This is a genomic window from Pseudomonas sp. TH08 (genome assembly GCF_016651275.1).
Lineage (GTDB): Bacteria > Pseudomonadota > Gammaproteobacteria > Pseudomonadales > Pseudomonadaceae > Aquipseudomonas.
On the sequence record NZ_JAEKEE010000006.1, the window covers coordinates 178,349 to 196,530 of the forward strand.

Annotated in this window: 13 protein-coding genes; 6 read left to right on the top strand and 7 right to left on the bottom strand. The window is 60.5% G+C overall.

Going from position 1 to position 18,182, the window contains the following annotated elements; all coding sequences use genetic code 11:
• Window positions 1-6 precede the first annotated feature (6 nt).
• The 4 genes from JFT91_RS27145 to JFT91_RS27160 are packed head-to-tail and all read right to left on the bottom strand — an operon-like array spanning window position 7 to window position 8,776.
• Window positions 7-1,452 (bottom strand): efflux transporter outer membrane subunit, encoded by a 1,446-nt coding sequence (locus tag JFT91_RS27145; protein WP_201234405.1) that lies wholly within the window; start codon window positions 1,450-1,452, stop codon window positions 7-9.
• On the bottom strand, window positions 1,449-4,565 hold the full coding sequence (locus JFT91_RS27150; RefSeq protein WP_201234406.1) for an efflux RND transporter permease subunit: 3,117 nt from the start codon (window positions 4,563-4,565) through the stop codon (window positions 1,449-1,451). The genes JFT91_RS27145 and JFT91_RS27150 overlap by 4 nt, the downstream gene beginning before the upstream one ends.
• A complete protein-coding gene (locus JFT91_RS27155; protein WP_201234407.1) occupies window positions 4,555-7,635 on the bottom strand; it encodes an efflux RND transporter permease subunit in 3,081 nt (1,026 codons plus the stop codon). Before JFT91_RS27155 ends, JFT91_RS27150 begins: the two co-directional genes overlap by 11 nt.
• 13 nt (window positions 7,636-7,648) lie before the next feature.
• Window positions 7,649-8,776: an efflux RND transporter periplasmic adaptor subunit gene (locus JFT91_RS27160; RefSeq protein ID WP_201234408.1), complete on the bottom strand. Its 1,128-nt coding sequence runs from the start codon at window positions 8,774-8,776 to the stop codon at window positions 7,649-7,651.
• Window positions 8,777-8,969: 193 nt separating this feature from the next.
• Between JFT91_RS27160 and JFT91_RS27165 the strand changes: the two genes are divergently transcribed.
• Complete coding sequence (locus tag JFT91_RS27165) at window positions 8,970-9,575, top strand: TetR/AcrR family transcriptional regulator (protein ID WP_150647094.1); 606 nt, start codon at window positions 8,970-8,972, stop codon at window positions 9,573-9,575.
• A gap of 105 nt (window positions 9,576-9,680) precedes the next feature.
• Here the strand turns inward: JFT91_RS27165 and JFT91_RS27170 are convergent, their stop codons facing one another.
• From JFT91_RS27170 to JFT91_RS27180, 3 genes are all read right to left on the bottom strand, one after another.
• Entirely contained in the window at window positions 9,681-10,139 is a 459-nt protein-coding gene (locus JFT91_RS27170) for an REP-associated tyrosine transposase (RefSeq protein ID WP_201234409.1), read from the bottom strand.
• A 224-nt stretch (window positions 10,140-10,363) separates the two neighbouring features.
• Window positions 10,364-10,633 carry a hypothetical protein gene (locus JFT91_RS27175; RefSeq protein WP_201234410.1) on the bottom strand — a complete coding sequence of 90 codons (270 nt, stop codon included), beginning with the start codon at window positions 10,631-10,633 and terminating at the stop codon, window positions 10,364-10,366.
• Window positions 10,634-10,732: 99 nt separating this feature from the next.
• A complete protein-coding gene (locus JFT91_RS27180; RefSeq protein ID WP_201227405.1) occupies window positions 10,733-11,173 on the bottom strand; it encodes a GlcG/HbpS family heme-binding protein in 441 nt (146 codons plus the stop codon).
• A 268-nt stretch (window positions 11,174-11,441) separates the two neighbouring features.
• Here JFT91_RS27180 and gcl point away from each other — a divergent pair, with 268 nt between their 5' ends.
• From gcl to pyk, 5 genes are all read left to right on the top strand, one after another.
• A complete protein-coding gene (gene gcl / locus JFT91_RS27185) occupies window positions 11,442-13,217 on the top strand; it encodes a glyoxylate carboligase (protein ID WP_007919935.1) in 1,776 nt (591 codons plus the stop codon).
• A 214-nt stretch (window positions 13,218-13,431) separates the two neighbouring features.
• Window positions 13,432-14,214, top strand: coding sequence for a hydroxypyruvate isomerase (gene hyi / locus JFT91_RS27190; protein ID WP_093103367.1), 783 nt, complete (start codon window positions 13,432-13,434; stop codon window positions 14,212-14,214).
• 224 nt (window positions 14,215-14,438) lie between these two features.
• Entirely contained in the window at window positions 14,439-15,332 is an 894-nt protein-coding gene (locus JFT91_RS27195; RefSeq protein WP_201227407.1) for a 2-hydroxy-3-oxopropionate reductase, read from the top strand.
• 148 nt (window positions 15,333-15,480) lie between these two features.
• Window positions 15,481-16,755, top strand: a complete 1,275-nt coding sequence (locus JFT91_RS27200) for a glycerate kinase type-2 family protein (RefSeq protein ID WP_201234411.1) — start codon at window positions 15,481-15,483, stop codon at window positions 16,753-16,755.
• The gene (pyk, locus tag JFT91_RS27205; RefSeq protein ID WP_201227409.1) at window positions 16,752-18,167 is read left to right on the top strand and encodes a pyruvate kinase; all 1,416 of its coding nucleotides are present in this window, start codon (window positions 16,752-16,754) and stop codon (window positions 18,165-18,167) included. The genes JFT91_RS27200 and pyk overlap by 4 nt, the downstream gene beginning before the upstream one ends.
• Window positions 18,168-18,182 lie beyond the last annotated feature (15 nt).

Genomic DNA, 18,182 nt, shown 5'->3' on the forward strand with positions numbered 1-18,182 from the left:
AGACAGTCAAGGCGCCTGCCAGCCACCGCCCAGGCTTTGAAACAACGCCACACTGCCCTGGCTGAGCAATCCTTGCGTGTCCCGCAGGTTTTGCTCGGCTTGCAGCAACACTAACTGTTGAGTGAGCACGGCTTGTTGGCTGACCGTTCCCGCCCGCAATTGAGCTTCCTGGCTGCCAAACAATCGCTGGTTGCGCTGGAACATCTGCGCGTATGCCTGCTCTTGAATGTGCAGGTGATTAATCGCTGACAAATTGTCCTCGACGTTCTGCAACGCGCCCAACACTGTGCCACGATAATTGGCGACATCCTGATCGTAAGTGGCTTCGGCCTCCTGCTTGGCCGCCGCGCGAGCACCACCGTCGAAGATTGTTTCGGCCAACGCCGGACCGAGCGTCCAGATGCGATTGGGTACTGAAAACAGACCGCCCAGCGCCGTACCGCGAAAACCGCCTTCGGCGGTCAGGCTCAAGGTCGGGAAGAACGCCGCTTCGGCAACCCCGATTCTCGCGTTCGCGGCGGCCGCCAAACGCTCGGCGGACACTACGTCCGGGCGGCGTAGCAACAGACTCGACGGCACAACCGGTGGCGGCAGCGGCATGACAAAACGATAGTCACCGGCCTTGGGCAGATTGAACTGCGCAGGCGCCAGCCCCACCAACACCGCCAGCGCATGTTCAGCCTGCTCGCGTGAGCGTTGGGCATTTTGCAGGGCACTGATCACCGTGCTCAGTTGATCCTGCGCCACCAGCAACTGATCGTTGGTCGCAGTGCCCTGCACCGTTTGCGCTTGAATCATCGTCAGCAATTGTTGATTGATCGTCTGTTGGCGCTGCAACAGGTCGATGTCGATATCCAGCTGCCGCAATCCCAGATAGTTGGTCGCCACGCTGGCACCGATGGACAGGCGCACGCCGGCGAGCAAAGCATCAGACGATTGCAGCGAGGCTTGGCTCGACTCGATGCCGCGTCGTACTTGCCCCCACAAATCCGGCTCCCAACTGGCGCTGAGGGTGGCGCTGACGGTTTGCTCAACGCTGCCGCCTCCGCTGCCGGTCAGGCCGCTGGTGGTGCTGCCGCTGGCCCCGCCGCCAACCCCGCGCGCACCGGACAACCCCACGCCCACGGTTGGCCACAATCCGGCGCGACTGGATGCCACTTGCGCCTGCGCCAAGCGATACGCAGCCTCGGCGGCGATGATCGATTGATTGGCCTTGGCCGAGCGCTCAACCAGATCATTCAGCACTGGGTCCTGATAAGCCCGCCACCACTGGCTGTCCAGCGCACCTTGCGGATTGGACACAGCACGCTGCCACGGCGTGCCCTCCTTGAACGAAGTCGGCAGTTCAGTCGCCGGTTTTTGATAATCCGGCCCGACCATGCAACCGCTCAATAACAGGAATACCCCCATTAAAAGCAGGCTCGCTCCTGCAGGGGATTTGCGATATTTCATGAGGATCTCCTGCGCAGGCGCTGCGACGCCCGATCGAGCCAAAGGTAGATCACCGGCGTGGTGTACAGCGTCAATAACTGGCTGAACAACAACCCGCCAATAATCGAAATCCCCAGCGGTCGGCGCAGCTCCGAGCCGTAGCCACTGCCGAGCACCAAGGGCAGCGCACCGAGGATCGCCGCCAGCGTGGTCATCATGATCGGCCGAAAACGAATCATACAGGCGCGGCGAATTGCGTCCTTGGCGCTCAAGCCTGACTCGCGGCGTTCGGTGATGGCGAAGTCGATCATCATGATCGCGTTCTTCTTGACGATCCCGATCAGCAGAATCACCCCCACCAGCGCGATGATCGACAGTTCGGTGCCCGTCAACAGCAAGGCGATCAACGCGCCGACACCAGCCGACGGCAAGGTCGAAAGAATCGTCAACGGATGTACCAGGCTTTCGTAAAGCATGCCGAGCACGACATATACCGAGAGCAGCGCGGCGACGATCAACAACGGCTCACTGGCGACCGAGGTCTGGAACACCTGCGCCGTCCCGGCAAACTGCCCCACCACACTGGCCGGCATGCGCAGTTGTTTTACGGCGTTGTCCACCAGCGCGGTGGCCTGTCCGATGGACACGCCGGGCGAGAGATTGAACGAGGCCGTCACGGCGGGAAAAGTGCCTTGATGGCTGATGGAGATCGCTGTGCGTGCGACCGAATACTCCGCCACCGCCGACAGCGGCACCAGGTTTTGCGCAGCCGTGGCACTGAGATTGGGCGCCGTAGCTGCGCCCTTGACGGTGACAGCCGTATTGCCCACCGGCACGTAGACGTTTTCCAATGTCGCCGGGTCAGACCAATACGGCGGCGCCACTTCCATCACCACGTGATACTGGTTAGCGGATCGATAAATCGTCGACACCTGACGCTGGCCGAAGGCGTCATACAGCGTCTGATCAATCGCCGACATACTCACGCCCAGACGCGCGGCAGCATCGCGATTAACGGACACGCTGGCCATCAGACTGTTGTCCTGCTGATCGGTGTTGATGTCTGTCAGTTGCGGCAAGGCATGCAGCGCCGCCACCACTTTGGGCACCCACTCATCGAGGGTGCTCTGATCATCGGCCGTCATCGTGTACTGATATTGCGCCCCGCTCTGCCGCCCGCCGACGGTGATGTCCTGAGCCGATTGCAGATACAGCCGCGTGCCCGGCATGTCGCCCAGCGTATGGCGGATCTGCGCGATGACCTGATCGGCGCTGTCCTTGCGATCGGCCAGCGCCTTGAGGGTGATGAACAACTGCGCACTGTTCACTGCGCCGCCGATGCCACCGCCACCGCCGACAAAACCACCGACCGTGGCGACATTCGGGTTACCCAAGACCTTCTGGTTGATCTCGCTGAAGTTCGCCTGAATCGCCCCGAAGGAAATGCTTTGCGCAGCGATGATGCTACCGGACATGCGCCCGGTGTCTTCCTGCGGAAAGAAGCCCTTGGGTACCAGCACATACAGCCCACACGCCAGCACAATCACCAGCAGGGTCAGCAACCCCATCAACAACGAATGCTCGATGACCCAGCCCAATGTGCGGTCGTAGAAGCGGTGAAAACCCGAGTCGGGCTGATTGCTGCTGCTCTGTTCCTTCGTGCGCAGCAACACACTGGCGAGCATCGGTGTCACCGTCAGCGACACCACCATGGAAATCACGATGGCCACCGACAGAGAAATCGAGAATTCGCGGAACAGTCGTCCGACAATCCCGCCCATCAGCAACAACGGAATGAACACCGCCACCAGCGAAACACTGATGGTCATCACAGTGAAACCCACTTCGCGCGCCCCGGCCAACGCGGCTTGCACGCGGCTCTCGCCCTTCTCCAGATGACGCATGATGTTCTCGACCACGACGATGGCGTCGTCCACCACAAACCCGGTGGAGATGGTCAGCGCCATCAGCGACAAGTTGTTCAGGCTGTAGCCGAGAAAGTACATCGCGCCAAAAGTGCCGAGCAGCGACAGCGGCACGACAATGGCCGGGATCAGCGTACTGCGCCAGTCGCGGAAAAACGCGAAGGTCACCAGCGTCACCAGCGCAATCGAAATCAGCAACGTCAGTTCGACGTCTCGCAATGACGCGCGAATGGTGCTGGTGCGATCCATCAGGACATTGATCTTGATCGCCGACGGAATCGAGCTTTGCAGAAACGGCAGGTCAGCCTTCACCGCATCCACGGTGTCGATGACATTGGCCCCGGGCTGTTTGAACACCACCAGCAACACCGCCGGTTTGCCATTCGACAAGCCGAAGTTGCGCAGGTCTTCGACGTCTTCGCTGACATCGCCCAAATCGGCGATACGCACCAGATCGCCATTGCGCTGTTTGACCACCAACGGCGCGTAGTCAGCGCCCTGATAGAGCATGTCGTTGGCCTTCAGGCCGTAGGATTGGTCACCCAGCGCCAGCGTGCCCTTGGGCAGGTTGACGTTGGCGGCCTGAATCACCTGGCGCACTTGCTCCAGGCTGACGCCATAGCGGTTGAGTCGATCCGGATTGAGCTCAATGCGCACCGCCGGCAAAGAGGCGCCGCCCACGGTGACGTCGCCGACGCCGGTGGTCTGCAACAAGCGTTGCTCCAGCAGCGTCGAGGCAACGTCATACATTTGGCCGCGAGTGGCGCTGTCAGAGGTCAGGCTGAGGATGAGGATCGGAGAATCGGCCGGGTTGACCTTGCGGTAGGTCGGGTTGCCGGACAAGTCGCTGGGCAGGTTGCTGCGTGCCGCGTTGATTGCTGCCTGTACATCCCGAGCGGCACCATCGATGTCACGGTTGAGGTCGAATTGCAGAGTGATGCGCGTCGCCCCCAGCGAACTCGCCGAGGTCATTTCGGTGACCCCGGCGATCTGCCCGAACTGACGTTCCAGTGGCGTCGCCACCGATGAGGCAACCGTGCTCGGATCAGCACCCGGCAACGACGCACGCACACTGATGGTCGGGAAATCGACCTCGGGCAGCGGCGCCACTGGCAGCAGATTGAACGCCAACACACCGAACAGCGCCAACCCTACCGCCAATAAAGTGGTGGCGATCGGTCGCTGGATAAACGGCGCGCTAAGGTTCATCGCGATACGCCTCGGCCACCGGCCGGCGCCGACTGAAACGCTGCTCCAGACCGTGCATGGCGAGGAAAATCACTGGCGTCGAAAACAGCGTCAGCAACTGGCTCAACAACAGCCCGCCAATGATCGCGATCCCCAGCGGATGGCGCAGTTCCGAGCCGATCCCGGTGCCCAGCGCCAGCGGCACCGCGCCAAACAGCGAGGCCATGCTGGTCATCAGGATCGGTCGGAAACGTAGCTCGGCGGCCTGACGAATCGCCGCGACCGGATCCAGCCCACCCTCCCGCTCCAGTTCCAGCGCGAAGTCGACCATCATGATGCCGTTCTTCATGACGATGCCGATCAACAGCACGATGCCGATCAAGCCGATGATGTCGAACTGCGTACCGGTGATCAGCAGCGCCAGCAACGCCCCAAGCGCGGCTGATAGCAACGTCGACAGAATCGTCACCGGATGCACAAAACTTTCGTAGAGAATGCCCAGCATCAGGTACACCACGATGATCGCCGCCAGTACCAGAAACACCTGGTTGGACAGTGACGCCTCGAACGTCGCCGCTGCGCCTTCCAGATTTGCCTGCACCGACTGCGGCAGGCCGGCCTGGGTTTCGATCTGCTTGAGTCTCGTCACCGCCGCGCCGAGCGTCTGGCCGGGGGCGAGGTTGAACGAGACATCGGCGTACGGAAACTGACCGAGACGGTTGATCGTCGCTGGCGCGCGAATCACCTGAAGGGTGGCCATGCTCGACAGCGGAGCCACTCCGCCGCCGGGAATGTCGACGTATAACCCGGTCAACAGATCGGCGAGATTACGTGGCGGATGGTCGGTGGCGATCACCACGTGATACTGGTTGAGCTGGGTATATATCGTCGACACCTGCCGCTGACCAAACGCGTCGTACAACACATCGTCGATGGCTTGCGGAGTAATGCCCAGGCGCGAAGCGGTGGCGCGGTCGACATTGAGCTGGATCTGGTTACCGAACTGCATCGCCTGACTTTGCACGTCGGTAAACATCGGATCGTGCTTGATCGCTGCCAGCAGTTTAGCCGTCCACTGCTCCAGCACATCCGGATCGGTGGCCTGTAGCCCCAGACGATAACTGGTGGTCGACACCGTGGCGTCGAGAGTCAGATCCTGCACGCTGTGCAGGTACAGGCGAATCCCGGCGTCGTCGGCGTTGGCATCCGCAAGCCGCCGAATCACCGCCGCGCTGCTGTCGCGATCGCCGTGCGGCTTGAGGTTGATCAGCAGGTTGCCCTGATTGATCGTCGGGTTGGTCTGGTCGATGCCGACGAAGGACGACAGGCTCGCCACCGCCGGATCCTTCAAGATCCGCGCTGCCAGCCTCTGTTGCTCAATCTGCATCTGCTGGAAGGAAATAGTCGGCGACGCCTGGGAAATCCCTTGAATCAGCCCAGTGTCCTGTTCGGGGAAAAAGCCCTTGGGCATCACCACGATAATCAGCAACGTCAGCAACCCGGTACACACCACAGAGATCAGCGTCAGCCCACGGTGCAGCAGCACCCAATCGAGGCCTTTGACGTAATAACCATTGATCCGGTCAAAAAAATCGACCCGGCGCTCCTCGTGTTTGTCCTTGAGCAGTCGCGAACACATCATCGGCGTCAGCGTCAGGGTGATCAGCGCCGAGATGACGATGGTCACCGCCACGGTCATGGCGAACTCACGGAACAACCGGCCGACCACATCGCCCATGAACAGCAGCGGAATCATCACCGCGATCAGAGCCACCGACAGCGAGATGATGGTGAAGCCGATTTGTTCCGACCCTTTGAGTGCGGCTTGCAGCGGCGAGTCTCCAGCTTCGAGGTAACGAGTGATGTTTTCGATCATGACGATGGCGTCGTCGACCACGAAGCCGATCGCGATGGTCAGCGCCATCAGCGTCAGGTTATTCAGCGAAAACCCCAGTGCGTAGGCCACCGCCAAGGTGCCGACCAGCGTCAGCGGCACGGTCACCGCCGGAATGATCGTCGCGGGAATGTTGCGCAGGAACAGGAAAATCACCATCACCACCAGCAACACCGCCACACCCAATTCGTATTGCACGTCGGTGACCGAGGCGCGGATGGTCTGGGTGCGGTCGGTGAGCACGCTGACCTTCAGTGTCGCCGGCAGACTGGCGCGCAGTTTGGGCAACAGTTGCTGCACCCGGTCGACCACGTCAATAACATTGGCGCCGGGCTGGCGCTGGATATTGAGAACAATCGATGGCGTGCTGTTTGTCCATGCGGCCTGGCGCGGGTTCTCCGGCCCTTGAGTGGAGGTAGCAATCTGCGACAAGCGAATCGGCGCGCCATTTTTGTAGGCGATCACCAGGTCGCGGTATTCCTCGGCCGACTGCAACTGGTCGTTGGTGCCAATCGAATAGGCCTGATATTTACCGTCGATATTGCCCTTGGCCTGATTGACGTTGGCCGTGCCTAATGAGGTGCGCAAGTCATCAAGGGATAAACCGAGACTGTTCAGCGCCGAGGTGTTGGCCTCGACCCGGACTGCCGGACGCTGGCCGCCGCTGAGGGTGACCAGACCGACGCCGGTGATCTGCGAGATTTTCTGCGCCAGCCGCGTGTCGGCGAGGTCTTCGACCTTGGTCAGCGGCAACACATCGGAGGTCAGCGACAGGGTCAGCACCGGCGCGTCGGCCGGGTTGACCTTGCTGTACACCGGCGGATACGGCAGGTTGGCCGGCAGGAACGTGCCAGCGGCGTTGATCGCGGCTTGCACTTCCTGCTCGGCGACATCCAGCGAAAGCGACAAATCGAATTGCAGGGTGACCACCGAAGCACCGTCGGAACTGGTCGAATTCATCGATTTGAGGCCCGGCATCTCGCCGAGCTGACGCTCAAGCGGTGCGGTGATCGACGAACTGATGACCTCGGGACTTGCGCCCGGATATTGGGTGAACACCTGAATGGTCGGGTAATCGACTTCCGGTAGCGCCGACACCGACAGCAAGTGATAACCGAGCAGCCCGAGCAACAACACCGCCACCATCAGCAACGTGGTGGCCACCGGGCGTTCGATGAAGGGCCGCGAAACGTTCATGCTGGGCGCCTCCTCACTGCGCGACGACTTTCACCGCAGAACCATCGTCGAGCTTGTCGGCCCCCTCAGTGACCACTTTTTCACCCTGCTTGACGCCGTTGTCGAGCACCGCCGTGACATCGCCGGTGGCCGGGCCGGTCTTGATGTTGCGCAGGCTGACTTTGCTGCCGGGGTCGACCACAACAAAGACGAAATCGCCTTTGCTGCCATGCTGGATCGCCCGGGTCGGCACCACGCTGATCTGCTTCAGCGTGTCAGCCTTGAGCCGGGCGTTGACGAATTGATTGGGGAACAGTGCGTTGCCCGCGTCATCGAACTGCGCCTTGACCTTGATCGTGCCCGTGCTGGTGTCGACCTGATTGTCCAGCGCCAACAAGCTGCCGGCCGCCAGCAGGTTGTGTTTGTTACGGTCATAGGCCAACACCGTCACGGTGCCTTTGGCCATAGCTTGATTGATCGCCGCCAAGTCATCTTCAGGCACCGCGAACACCACAGTGGCCGGGGTTATCTGAGTGATCACGGCAATGCCGGTGGTACTGGTAGTGGTCACGTAGTTGCCAGGATCGACCTGACGCAGGCCGACCACGCCGTCCACCGGCGACGTGATGGTGCAATAACTCAGCTGCACTTCAAGGTTCTGCAGGCTGCCCTCATCGGCGGCGACCGTGCCTTGCAACTGTTGAACCAGCGAGGCTTGGGTATCGACAGTTTGCTGGGTGGTGGAGCCGACTTTGATCAGCTCGCGATAACGCGCCAGATCGCGCACGGCGTTACTCAGCAGCGCCTGATCGTGCATCAGCGTGCCTTTGGCGACTGCCACTTGCGCCTTGAGCGCCCGGTCATCAATGCGGGCGATGACTTGGCCTTTGTGCACCTGTTGGCCCTCTTTGAATTCGACCGAACCGAGAATCCCGTCGACCTGGGAAATCACCGTCACGCTTCGGGTTGGCGTGACGGTGCCGAGGGCATCGATGTACACCGGCACGTCTTGCAGGGTGACGGCCACCGCCGCCACCGGTTCGGCAGGCGGCGGTGGTTTGCTGCGGTGTTGTCCCTGGCTCAGGTAAAACCACAGGGCAAGCGCCAGCAACAGCCCGATGCCAAACATCAGCACGAATTTGCCTCGCCTGCGTTTTTCCATGGTCGCCGCCTCGCGCACTTGATCGCTGCCTAGACTCTAGCAGCGCCGCCGCAGTGGGCCTGGCGGATGGAGCATTTGTTCAGGCGGGCGACAGACTGACGCGACGAACGCCCCGGCCGTGCATTCTTGAGCGCCGCGCGAGGCCGGTGCTACCATGCACGACCGCCAGAACAGGCAAGGAACCACCGGGTTTATGAGCACAATCCGCGAGCGCAACAAAGAACTGATCCTGCGTGCCGCCAGTGAGGAGTTTGCCGACAAGGGCTTCGCTGCGACCAAAACCAGCGACATCGCCGCCAAAGCGGGATTGCCCAAGCCCAACGTCTACTACTACTTCAAGTCCAAGGAAAACCTCTACCGCGAGGTGCTGGAAAGTATCATCGTGCCGATTCTGCAAGCGTCGACACCGTTCAACCCGGACGGCGTGCCGAGCGAAGTGCTCAGCGGCTATATCCGCTCGAAGATCCGCATCTCCCGCGACCTGCCCTTCGCCTCCAAGGTGTTCGCCAGTGAAATCATGCACGGCGCCCCGCACCTGAGCGCCGACCTGGTCGAACAGCTCAACGGCCAGGCCAAGCACAACATCGACTGCATCCAGAGCTGGATCGACCGCGGGCAAATCGCCCCGATCGATCCCAACCACCTGATGTTCAGCATCTGGGCCGCGACTCAGACCTACGCCGACTTCGACTGGCAGATTTCTGCTGTGACAGGGAAGGAGAAGCTGGATGAGGCGGATTACGAGGCGGCGGCGCAGACGATTATTCGGTTGGTACTCAAAGGCTGCGAGCCGGACTGATAGACCGTGGTGACGCCATTCGCGAGCAGGCTCGCTCCCACATTTGGAATGCGTTTCCCCCTGTAGGAGTGAGCCTGCTCGCGATCGAGGCGCCACGGTTTCAGCTCAAACCCAAATGGCATCCCACAACGGATAGTCGCCAAGCTTCTGCACCAAACCCGCCCGCAACGGATTCGCCACGACATACCGAGCCACCTTCACTAAATCCTCCTCACGCCGCAGCGCCCGGTCATGAAAACCTCTCTGCCAGAGAGGGTGGCTATCACCAGTAGACTGCCTTACGGCTTTGGCACTCAGTGACTTGGTCTTCTGCATCAGCTCACTCAATGTTCCCTGTTGCAACTCGATCAGCCAGTGAAAATGATCCGGCATGACCACCCAGGCCAGCGAATTCGCCACGCCGGACTTCTGTGAATTGCGAAATTGATCGACAACCAGTCTGCCCAAGCTGAAATTCCTGAAGACTGGGCGTCTCTGATACGTGTTGGTAGTCAGCAGATAAATGCGACCGGCTTCGGCGTAGCGTCCGAACCTCAATCGGTGTGCAGCGGGTGAGTCCGGCATTCCTTTGCCCTCCATGATCAGGTCATGAAAGGCTAGTGCTGTGGTTCACTTGTGTGGGCGGACTGTTGGCAGGATGTGTCTGGGAGGTCGCTATCGCGAGCAGGCTCACTCCTACAGTGACTTTGAGGTGCTCAGACAATTTGTGTCAGAACACGATCCTTGTAGGAGTGAGCCTGCTCGCGATGACTTTTCTTCAAGCGCCGCAAGATCTCACAAATAAAACCTCAACCCTCTTCCCGCATCACCCAGCGCAGCGCTTGCGGGAACGAAATTTTCCAGTCATCCGGGTAGAAATGCCCACCTTCATGGGTACGGGACTTCACTTCGTTGCCTTCACTGAACAGTTGGCGGAAATCGGCGTTGATCAATGCAGAGACCACCGGGCTCAGCGCGTGGAACGCGATCTCTTCGGCGTCGGGTGTTTCCGTCGCGTGCAGGATGGGAGTACAGAGGGTCATGGCCGTGGCCAGAGTCATGGCGAATAGCGTCTTCACGCAGATCTTCCTTGATACATAAACGAGAGGGGCGGCAGTCTATAGACCCCACCCCTCTTCGTCATCATCACGCCTTCAGACGTGCTGATTTATTTCCACTCAGGCCGCCACCCCCGCATCCGCACGCAGCTCCAGCGCCTCTACCGCTTTGATCGCCACTTGTTCATCGATGTCCGACAGATCGCCGCTGATACCGATCGCTCCCAGCACATTCCCGGCCTGATCACGAATCAACACACCGCCCGGTGCCGGCACGACGCTGCCCTGGCCCATGCTGTTCAGCGCAGCAATAAAGGCCGGACGTTGTTGGGCGTCCAGCGCCAGCAGGCGCGAGCCTTTACCCAGGGCAATCGCGCCCCAGGCTTTGCCGATGGCGATATCCGGGCGCAGCAGGCTCGCGCCGTCTTCGCGTTGCAGGGTGATCAGGTGGCCGCCGGTATCGAGTACCGCAATGGTCAGCGGCGCAGCGGAGATTGCCCGTCCGGCGCTGATGGCTTCGTTGACCAGCTTGACTGCGACTTTCAAGGTTAAAGCGCTCATGGTGCCGTCCTCATTTTGTTATTGGGAAAGTCGTGGGCCTGCGGTTTTCTGCCGCAGTCCGATGCAACAAATAGAACACAATGAGTTATTTTTTTGTATACAATAATTCTCGAAAAGCGCCACATGCGACGAAAAGCCACAGTCATACAGGCTTCCGACGAATGAAACAGGCGCTTGAGAAAATGGATTGACCTGCGCCGTCCGCCGTGAATACACTCTGCGCAAAGCCACTTGTATACAATTACAAAACGTAAAGAGGCACAAAACCATGAGCAAAATGAGAGCAATCGAAGCCGCCGTTCTGGTGATGCGCCGTGAAGGGGTTGATACCGCTTTTGGCATCCCGGGCGCTGCCATCAACCCGCTGTACTCCGCCTTGCAAAAAGTCGGTGGCATCGATCACGTCCTTGCTCGCCACGTTGAAGGCGCCTCGCACATGGCCGAGGGCTACACCCGCACCAAGGCCGGCAACATCGGCGTGTGCATCGGCACTTCCGGCCCAGCCGGTACCGACATGGTCACCGGGCTCTACAGCGCCTCGGCCGACTCGATTCCAATCCTCTGCATTACCGGCCAGGCACCCCGCGCCCGTATGCACAAGGAAGACTTCCAGGCGGTTGACATCACCAGCATCGTCAAGCCAGTCACCAAGTGGGCGACCACTGTTCTGGAGCCGGGCCAAGTGCCTTACGCGTTCCAGAAAGCGTTCTTCGAAATGCGCTCCGGCCGTCCAGGCCCAGTGCTGATCGACCTGCCGTTCGACGTGCAGATGGCCGAAATCGAATTCGACATCGACGCCTACCAGCCGCTGCCGCTGGCCAAGCCAACCGCTACCCGCGTGCAAGTCGAAAAGGCTTTGGCTCTGCTTGATCAGGCCGAGCGTCCATTGCTGGTCGCCGGTGGCGGCATCATCAACGCCGACGCCAGCGACCTGCTGGTCGAATTCGCTGAGCTGACCGGTATCCCAGTCATCCCGACCCTGATGGGCTGGGGCACCATCCCGGACGATCACCCGTTGATGGTCGGCATGGTCGGTCTGCAGACTTCGCACCGTTACGGCAACGCCACGATGCTGAAATCCGACGTGGTGTTGGGTATCGGTAACCGTTGGGCTAACCGCCACACCGGTTCGGTTGACGTTTACACCGAAGGCCGCAAGTTCATTCACGTCGACATAGAAGGCACGCAGATCGGTCGTGTGTTCACCCCGGATCTGGGCATCGTTTCCGACGCCGCCGCTGCGCTGACCGTGTTCATCGAAGTGGCCCGTGAATGGCAAGCCGCCGGCAAGCTGAAAAACCGCAGTGCCTGGCTGCAAGACTGCCAGCAGCGCAAAGCCAGCCTGCATCGCAAGACCCACTTCGACAACGTGCCGGTGAAACCGCAGCGCGTTTACGAAGAAATGAACCAGGTGTTCGGCAAGGACACCTGCTACGTCAGCACCATTGGTCTGTCGCAGATTGCCGGCGCGCAGTTCCTGCACGTCTACAAGCCGCGTCACTGGATCAACTGTGGTCAGGCGGGCCCATTGGGCTGGACCATTCCGGCAGCGCTGGGCGTGGTCAAGGCCGATCCGAGCCGGAAAGTCGTGGCCCTGTCGGGGGACTATGACTTCCAGTTCATGATCGAAGAACTGGCGGTCGGCGCTCAGTTCAAACTGCCGTACATCCACGTCGTGGTGAACAACTCGTACCTGGGTCTGATCCGTCAGGCACAGCGCGGGTTCGAAATGGACTACTGCGTGCAGCTGTCCTTCGATAACCTCAACGCGCCGGAACTCAACGGTTACGGTGTTGACCACGTTGCAGTGGCTGAAGGCCTGGGCTGTAAGGCACTGCGTGTGTTCGAACCATCGGAAATCGCCCCTGCCCTGCGCAAGGCCGAACAGATGATCGAAGAGTTCAAGGTACCGGTGATCGTCGAGATCATTCTGGAGCGTGTGACCAACATCTCCATGGGCACCGAGATCAACGCCGTCAACGAGTTCGAAGACCTGGCGCTGGTCGGCAACGATGCGCCAACGGCGATTTCGCTGCTTGATTAACTGCTGACCGCTCCCTCTGTAGGAGTGAGCTGATGTGGCGAGGGGATTTATCCCCGTTAGGTCGCGAAGCGGCCTCAAAACCGAAAACCGCGGAATATCAGGAACACCGCGCGAATTGGTTCACGACTGCTTCGCAGCCGAACGGGGATAAATCCCCTCGCCACACAGGCTCGCTCCCACAAGGGGAACCTCACAAGATTTACGGGAGACCACCATGCCGCGTTTCGCAGCCAACCTGTCCATGCTGTTCACCGAACAGGATTTCCTTGCCCGTTTCGACGCCGCCGCCAAGGCCGGTTTCAGCGGTGTCGAGTACCTGTTCCCGTACGACTTCAGCTCCGCTGAAATCAAGGCCAAGCTCGACGCCAACGGTCTGACCCAAGTGCTGTTCAACCTGCCGGCCGGTGACTGGGCCAAGGGCGAGCGCGGTATCGCGTGCCTGCCGGATCGGGTTGAAGAGTTCCGTGCCGGTGTCGATCTGGCCATCGCTTACGCGCAAGTGCTGGGCAACACCCAGATCAACTGCCTGGCCGGTATCCGTCCACAAGGCGTTGACGATGCCACCGTTGAAAAAACCTTCGTCGCCAACCTGAAATACGCCGCCGACAAGTTGCAAGCCGTCGGTATCAAACTGGTGATGGAAGCGATCAACACCCGCGACATCCCGGGCTTCTACCTGAACAACACGGCGCAAGCCCTGTCGATTCGCGAGCAGGTCGGCAGCGCCAACCTGTTCCTGCAATACGACATCTATCACATGCAAATCATGGAAGGCGATCTGGCCCGCACCCTGCAATCGCATCTGGGCGAGATCAACCATGTGCAGCTCGCGGACAACCCGGGGCGCAACGAACCAGGTACCGGTGAAATCAACTATCGCTTCCTGTTCGAACACCTCGACCGCATCGGTTATCAGGGTTGGGTCGGTTGCGAATACAAGCCGCTGACCACCACCGAAGCAGGCCTCGGCTGGCTGAAAACCCACAACGCAATCTGAGTTCGAGTTTTCAACATGGATCTGGACTTGAAACCAGATCCCCTGTGGTGAGGGGATTTATCCCCGACCGGCTGCGCAGCAGTCGTAAAACCTGCACCCGGGATTGCAACTGATTCGCGCTAAAAACTGGGGCAGCTTCGCTGCCCATCGGGGATAAATCCCCTCGCCACAAAAAGCCCATCGGTTGCGAACCGGGGGAAAGACAAAAACAAGAGGATTTTCTCATGGCTAAAATCGGATTTATCGGCACCGGCATCATGGGCCACCCAATGGCGGCGAACCTGCAGAAAGCCGGTCACAGCCTGTTCCTGTCGCAACACCACGACGCCGCGCCTGCCGACCTGGTGGCCGCTGGTGCCGTCGCCCTGGCCAACCCGCGTGAAGTGGCGCAGGAAGCTGAATTCATCATCGTCATGGTGCCGGATACCCCACAGGTCGACGACGTACTGTTCCGCGCCGACGGCGTTGCCGCGGGCCTGAGCAAAGGCAAAATCGTCATCGACATGAGCTCGATTTCGCCGACCGCCACCAAAGCCTTCGCCGCAAAGATCAACGAGAAAGGCGCGCAGTACCTCGACGCACCGGTATCCGGCGGTGAAGTCGGCGCCAAAGCCGCGACCCTGAGCATCATGATCGGTGGCGACGCCGATGCCTTCGAGCGCGCACTGCCGCTGTTCCAGGCCATGGGCAAGAACATCACTCTGGTCGGTGGCAATGGCGACGGTCAAACCGCCAAAGTTGCTAACCAGATCATCGTCGCGCTGAACATTCAGGCCGTCGCTGAAGCGCTGCTGTTCGCCTCGAAGAACGGTGCCGATCCAGCCAAGGTGCGTGAGGCGCTGATGGGTGGTTTCGCCTCGTCGAAGATCCTCGAAGTACACGGCGAGCGCATGATCAAAGGCACCTTCGATCCAGGCTTCCGCATCAGCCTGCACCAGAAGGACCTGAACCTGGCCCTGCAAGGCGCCAAGGAGCTGAACATCAACCTGCCAAACACCGCCAATGCCCAGCAAGTGTTCAGCACCTGCGCAGCCATCGGTGGCAGCAACTGGGACCACTCGGCGCTGATCAAGGGCCTGGAACACATGGCCAACTTCTCGATCCGCGACAAAAAATAAGCCTTCATCAAACCTGTAGGAGTGAGCCTGCTCGCGATGAATTCATCTCGGTGTACCTGATACACCGCGCAGCCTGAATCGCGAGCAGGCTCACTCCTACAGGGATCTGAGTTGCCCTTTCGAATAACAAGAATTCCGGGAGCCCGCCATGTCGGTCGATCCGCAACAACTGCTGCGCGAGCTGTTTGCCACAGCCATCGACGCGGCCCATCCGCAGCAAGTCCTCGAAGCCCATCTGCCCGCCGACCGTAGAGGTCGAGTCATCGTCATCGGTGCCGGCAAAGCCGCCGCTGCCATGGCGCAAGTGGTCGAGAATTGCTGGGAAGGTGAAGTCTCTGGCCTGGTTGTGACCCGTTACGGCCACGGCGCCCCGTGCGAAAAAATCGAAGTGGTCGAAGCCGCGCATCCGGTGCCTGACGCTGCCGGTCTGGCCGTGGCCAAACGCGTGCTCGAACTGGTCAGCAATCTGACTGAAGACGACCGCGTGATCTTCCTGCTCTCCGGTGGCGGCTCTGCCCTGCTGGCGTTGCCGGCCGAAGGCATCACCCTCGCCGACAAGCAAGCGATCAACAAAGCCCTGCTCAAATCCGGCGCGACCATCGGCGAGATGAACTGCGTGCGCAAGCACCTCTCGGCGATCAAGGGCGGCCGTCTCGGCAAGGCCTGCTGGCCTGCCACTGTCTACACCTACGCGATTTCCGATGTACCGGGCGACCTCGCCACGGTCATCGCTTCCGGCCCGACTGTGGCCGACCCGAGCACTTCGGCCGAAGCGCTGGCGATCCTCAAACGCTACAACATTGACGTCCCGGTGTCGGTGCGCAACTGGCTGCAAAGTCCGGCATCGGAAACCGTCAAACCGGGCGATCCCAGCCTCGCGCGCAGTCATTTCCAGTTGATCGCCCGCCCTCAGCAGTCGCTGGATGCCGCCGCGGTGAAATGCCGCCAGGCCGGTTTCAGTACGCTGATCCTGGGCGACCTCGAAGGTGAATCGCGTGAAGTGGCGAAAGTCCACGCCGGCATCGCCCGCCAGATCATCAACCACGGTCAGCCATTGGCGGCGCCGTGCGTGATCCTCTCTGGCGGCGAAACCACCGTGACCGTACGCGGCAATGGCCGTGGCGGACGTAACGCCGAATTCCTCCTGAGCCTCACCGACAGCCTCAAGGGCCAGCCCGGCGTCTACGCCCTGGCCGGTGACACCGACGGCATCGATGGCTCGGAAGACAACGCCGGCGCGATCATGACCCCGGACACCTACGCCCGCGCCGCCGCCCTCGGTTTGAGCGCCAGCGACGAGCTGGATAACAACAACGGCTACGGCTATTTCGAGGCGCTCGATGCGCTGATCGTCACCGAGCCGACCCGCACCAACGTCAACGACTTCCGCGCCATTCTGATTCTCGAGAGTTCTAAATCATGACGCCTGATAAAAAGGTCAAAATCCTCGCCACCCTCGGGCCTGCTGTCGATGGCATCGACGACATCCGTGAACTGGTCGAGGCCGGGGTCAATATTTTCCGCCTGAACTTCAGCCACGGCGATCACGCCGACCACGCCAAGCGCTATCAATGGATCCGCGAAGTCGAGCGTCAGCTCAACTATCCGCTGGGCATCCTGATGGACCTGCAAGGGCCGAAACTGCGCGTTGGCAAGTTTGCTGACGGCAAGGTTCAATTGCATCGCGGTCAGGCGTTTCGTCTTGATCTCGACGCCACACCGGGTGATGAACGCCGGGTAAACCTGCCGCACCCGGAGATCATTGCGGCGCTGGAAGCGGGCATGGATCTGCTGCTCGACGACGGCAAACTGCGTCTGCGCGTAGTGACCAAATACAACGATGCGATCGACACCACCGTGCTCAACGGCGGCGAACTGTCGGACCGCAAAGGGGTGAACGTGCCGCAAGCAGTGCTCGACCTCAGCCCGCTGACCGCCAAGGATCGCCGCGACCTGAGCTTCGGTCTGGAGCTGGGCGTGGATTGGGTTGCGCTGTCGTTTGTGCAGCGTCCGCAGGACATCATCGAAGCCCGCGAATTGATCGGCGACAAAGCCTTTTTGATGGCGAAAATCGAGAAGCCTTCAGCCGTTGAGCAACTGCGTGAAATCGCTGAACTGAGCGACGCGATCATGGTGGCCCGTGGCGACCTTGGCGTGGAAGTACCGGCCGAGAGCGTGCCGCAGATCCAGAAAAACATCATCACCACTTGCCGCGAACTGGGTAAACCGGTGGTGGTAGCGACGCAGATGCTCGAGTCGATGCGCTTCTCCCCTGCCCCGACCCGCGCTGAGGTGACCGACGTTGCAAACGCCGTGGCCGAGGGTGCTGACGCGGTGATGCTGTCGGCGGAAACCGCCTCTGGTGAATACCCGCTGGAAGCCGTGCAGATGATGAGCAAGATCATCCGCCAGGTTGAGAACGGCCCGGACTATCAGACTCAGCTCGACGTGAGCCGACCGAAAGCCGAAGCGACTGTTTCCGATGCAATCAGCTGCGCGATCCGTCGCATCAGCAATGTGCTGCCGGTGGCGGTGCTGGTCAATTACAGCGAGTCGGGGGCTTCGAGTTTGCGTGCATCGCGGGAACGGCCAAAAGCGCCGATCCTCAATCTGACACCGAACCTGCAGACTGCGCGGCGCTTGAGCGTGGCGTGGGGCATTCACTCGGTGGTCAACGATCGCCTGCGTCAAGTCGACGAAGTTTGCTCGACGGCGCTGGAAATCGCCCAGGCACAAGGCATGGCCGAGCGTGGCGACACGCTGCTGATCACGGCGGGTGTGCCGTTCGGCCAGCCTGGATCGACTAACTCGCTGCGGATCGAAACACTGATTTAACCCACCATAAAAAGT

Bases quoted from the DNA above. Each gene is read 5' to 3' on its own strand.
- JFT91_RS27145 (WP_201234405.1), bottom strand. From the start codon at position 1,452: ATGAAATATCGCAAATCCCCTGCAGGAGCGAGCCTGCTTTTAATGGGG.
- JFT91_RS27150 (WP_201234406.1), bottom strand. From the start codon at position 4,565: ATGAACCTTAGCGCGCCGTTTATCCAGCGACCGATCGCCACCACTTTA.
- JFT91_RS27155 (WP_201234407.1), bottom strand. From the start codon at position 7,635: ATGAACGTTTCGCGGCCCTTCATCGAACGCCCGGTGGCCACCACGTTG.
- JFT91_RS27160 (WP_201234408.1), bottom strand. From the start codon at position 8,776: ATGGAAAAACGCAGGCGAGGCAAATTCGTGCTGATGTTTGGCATCGGG.
- JFT91_RS27165 (WP_150647094.1), top strand. From the start codon at position 8,970: ATGAGCACAATCCGCGAGCGCAACAAAGAACTGATCCTGCGTGCCGCC.
- JFT91_RS27170 (WP_201234409.1), bottom strand. From the start codon at position 10,139: ATGCCGGACTCACCCGCTGCACACCGATTGAGGTTCGGACGCTACGCC.
- JFT91_RS27180 (WP_201227405.1), bottom strand. From the start codon at position 11,173: ATGAGCGCTTTAACCTTGAAAGTCGCAGTCAAGCTGGTCAACGAAGCC.
- gcl (WP_007919935.1), top strand. From the start codon at position 11,442: ATGAGCAAAATGAGAGCAATCGAAGCCGCCGTTCTGGTGATGCGCCGT.
- hyi (WP_093103367.1), top strand. From the start codon at position 13,432: ATGCCGCGTTTCGCAGCCAACCTGTCCATGCTGTTCACCGAACAGGAT.
- JFT91_RS27195 (WP_201227407.1), top strand. From the start codon at position 14,439: ATGGCTAAAATCGGATTTATCGGCACCGGCATCATGGGCCACCCAATG.
- JFT91_RS27200 (WP_201234411.1), top strand. From the start codon at position 15,481: ATGTCGGTCGATCCGCAACAACTGCTGCGCGAGCTGTTTGCCACAGCC.
- pyk (WP_201227409.1), top strand. From the start codon at position 16,752: ATGACGCCTGATAAAAAGGTCAAAATCCTCGCCACCCTCGGGCCTGCT.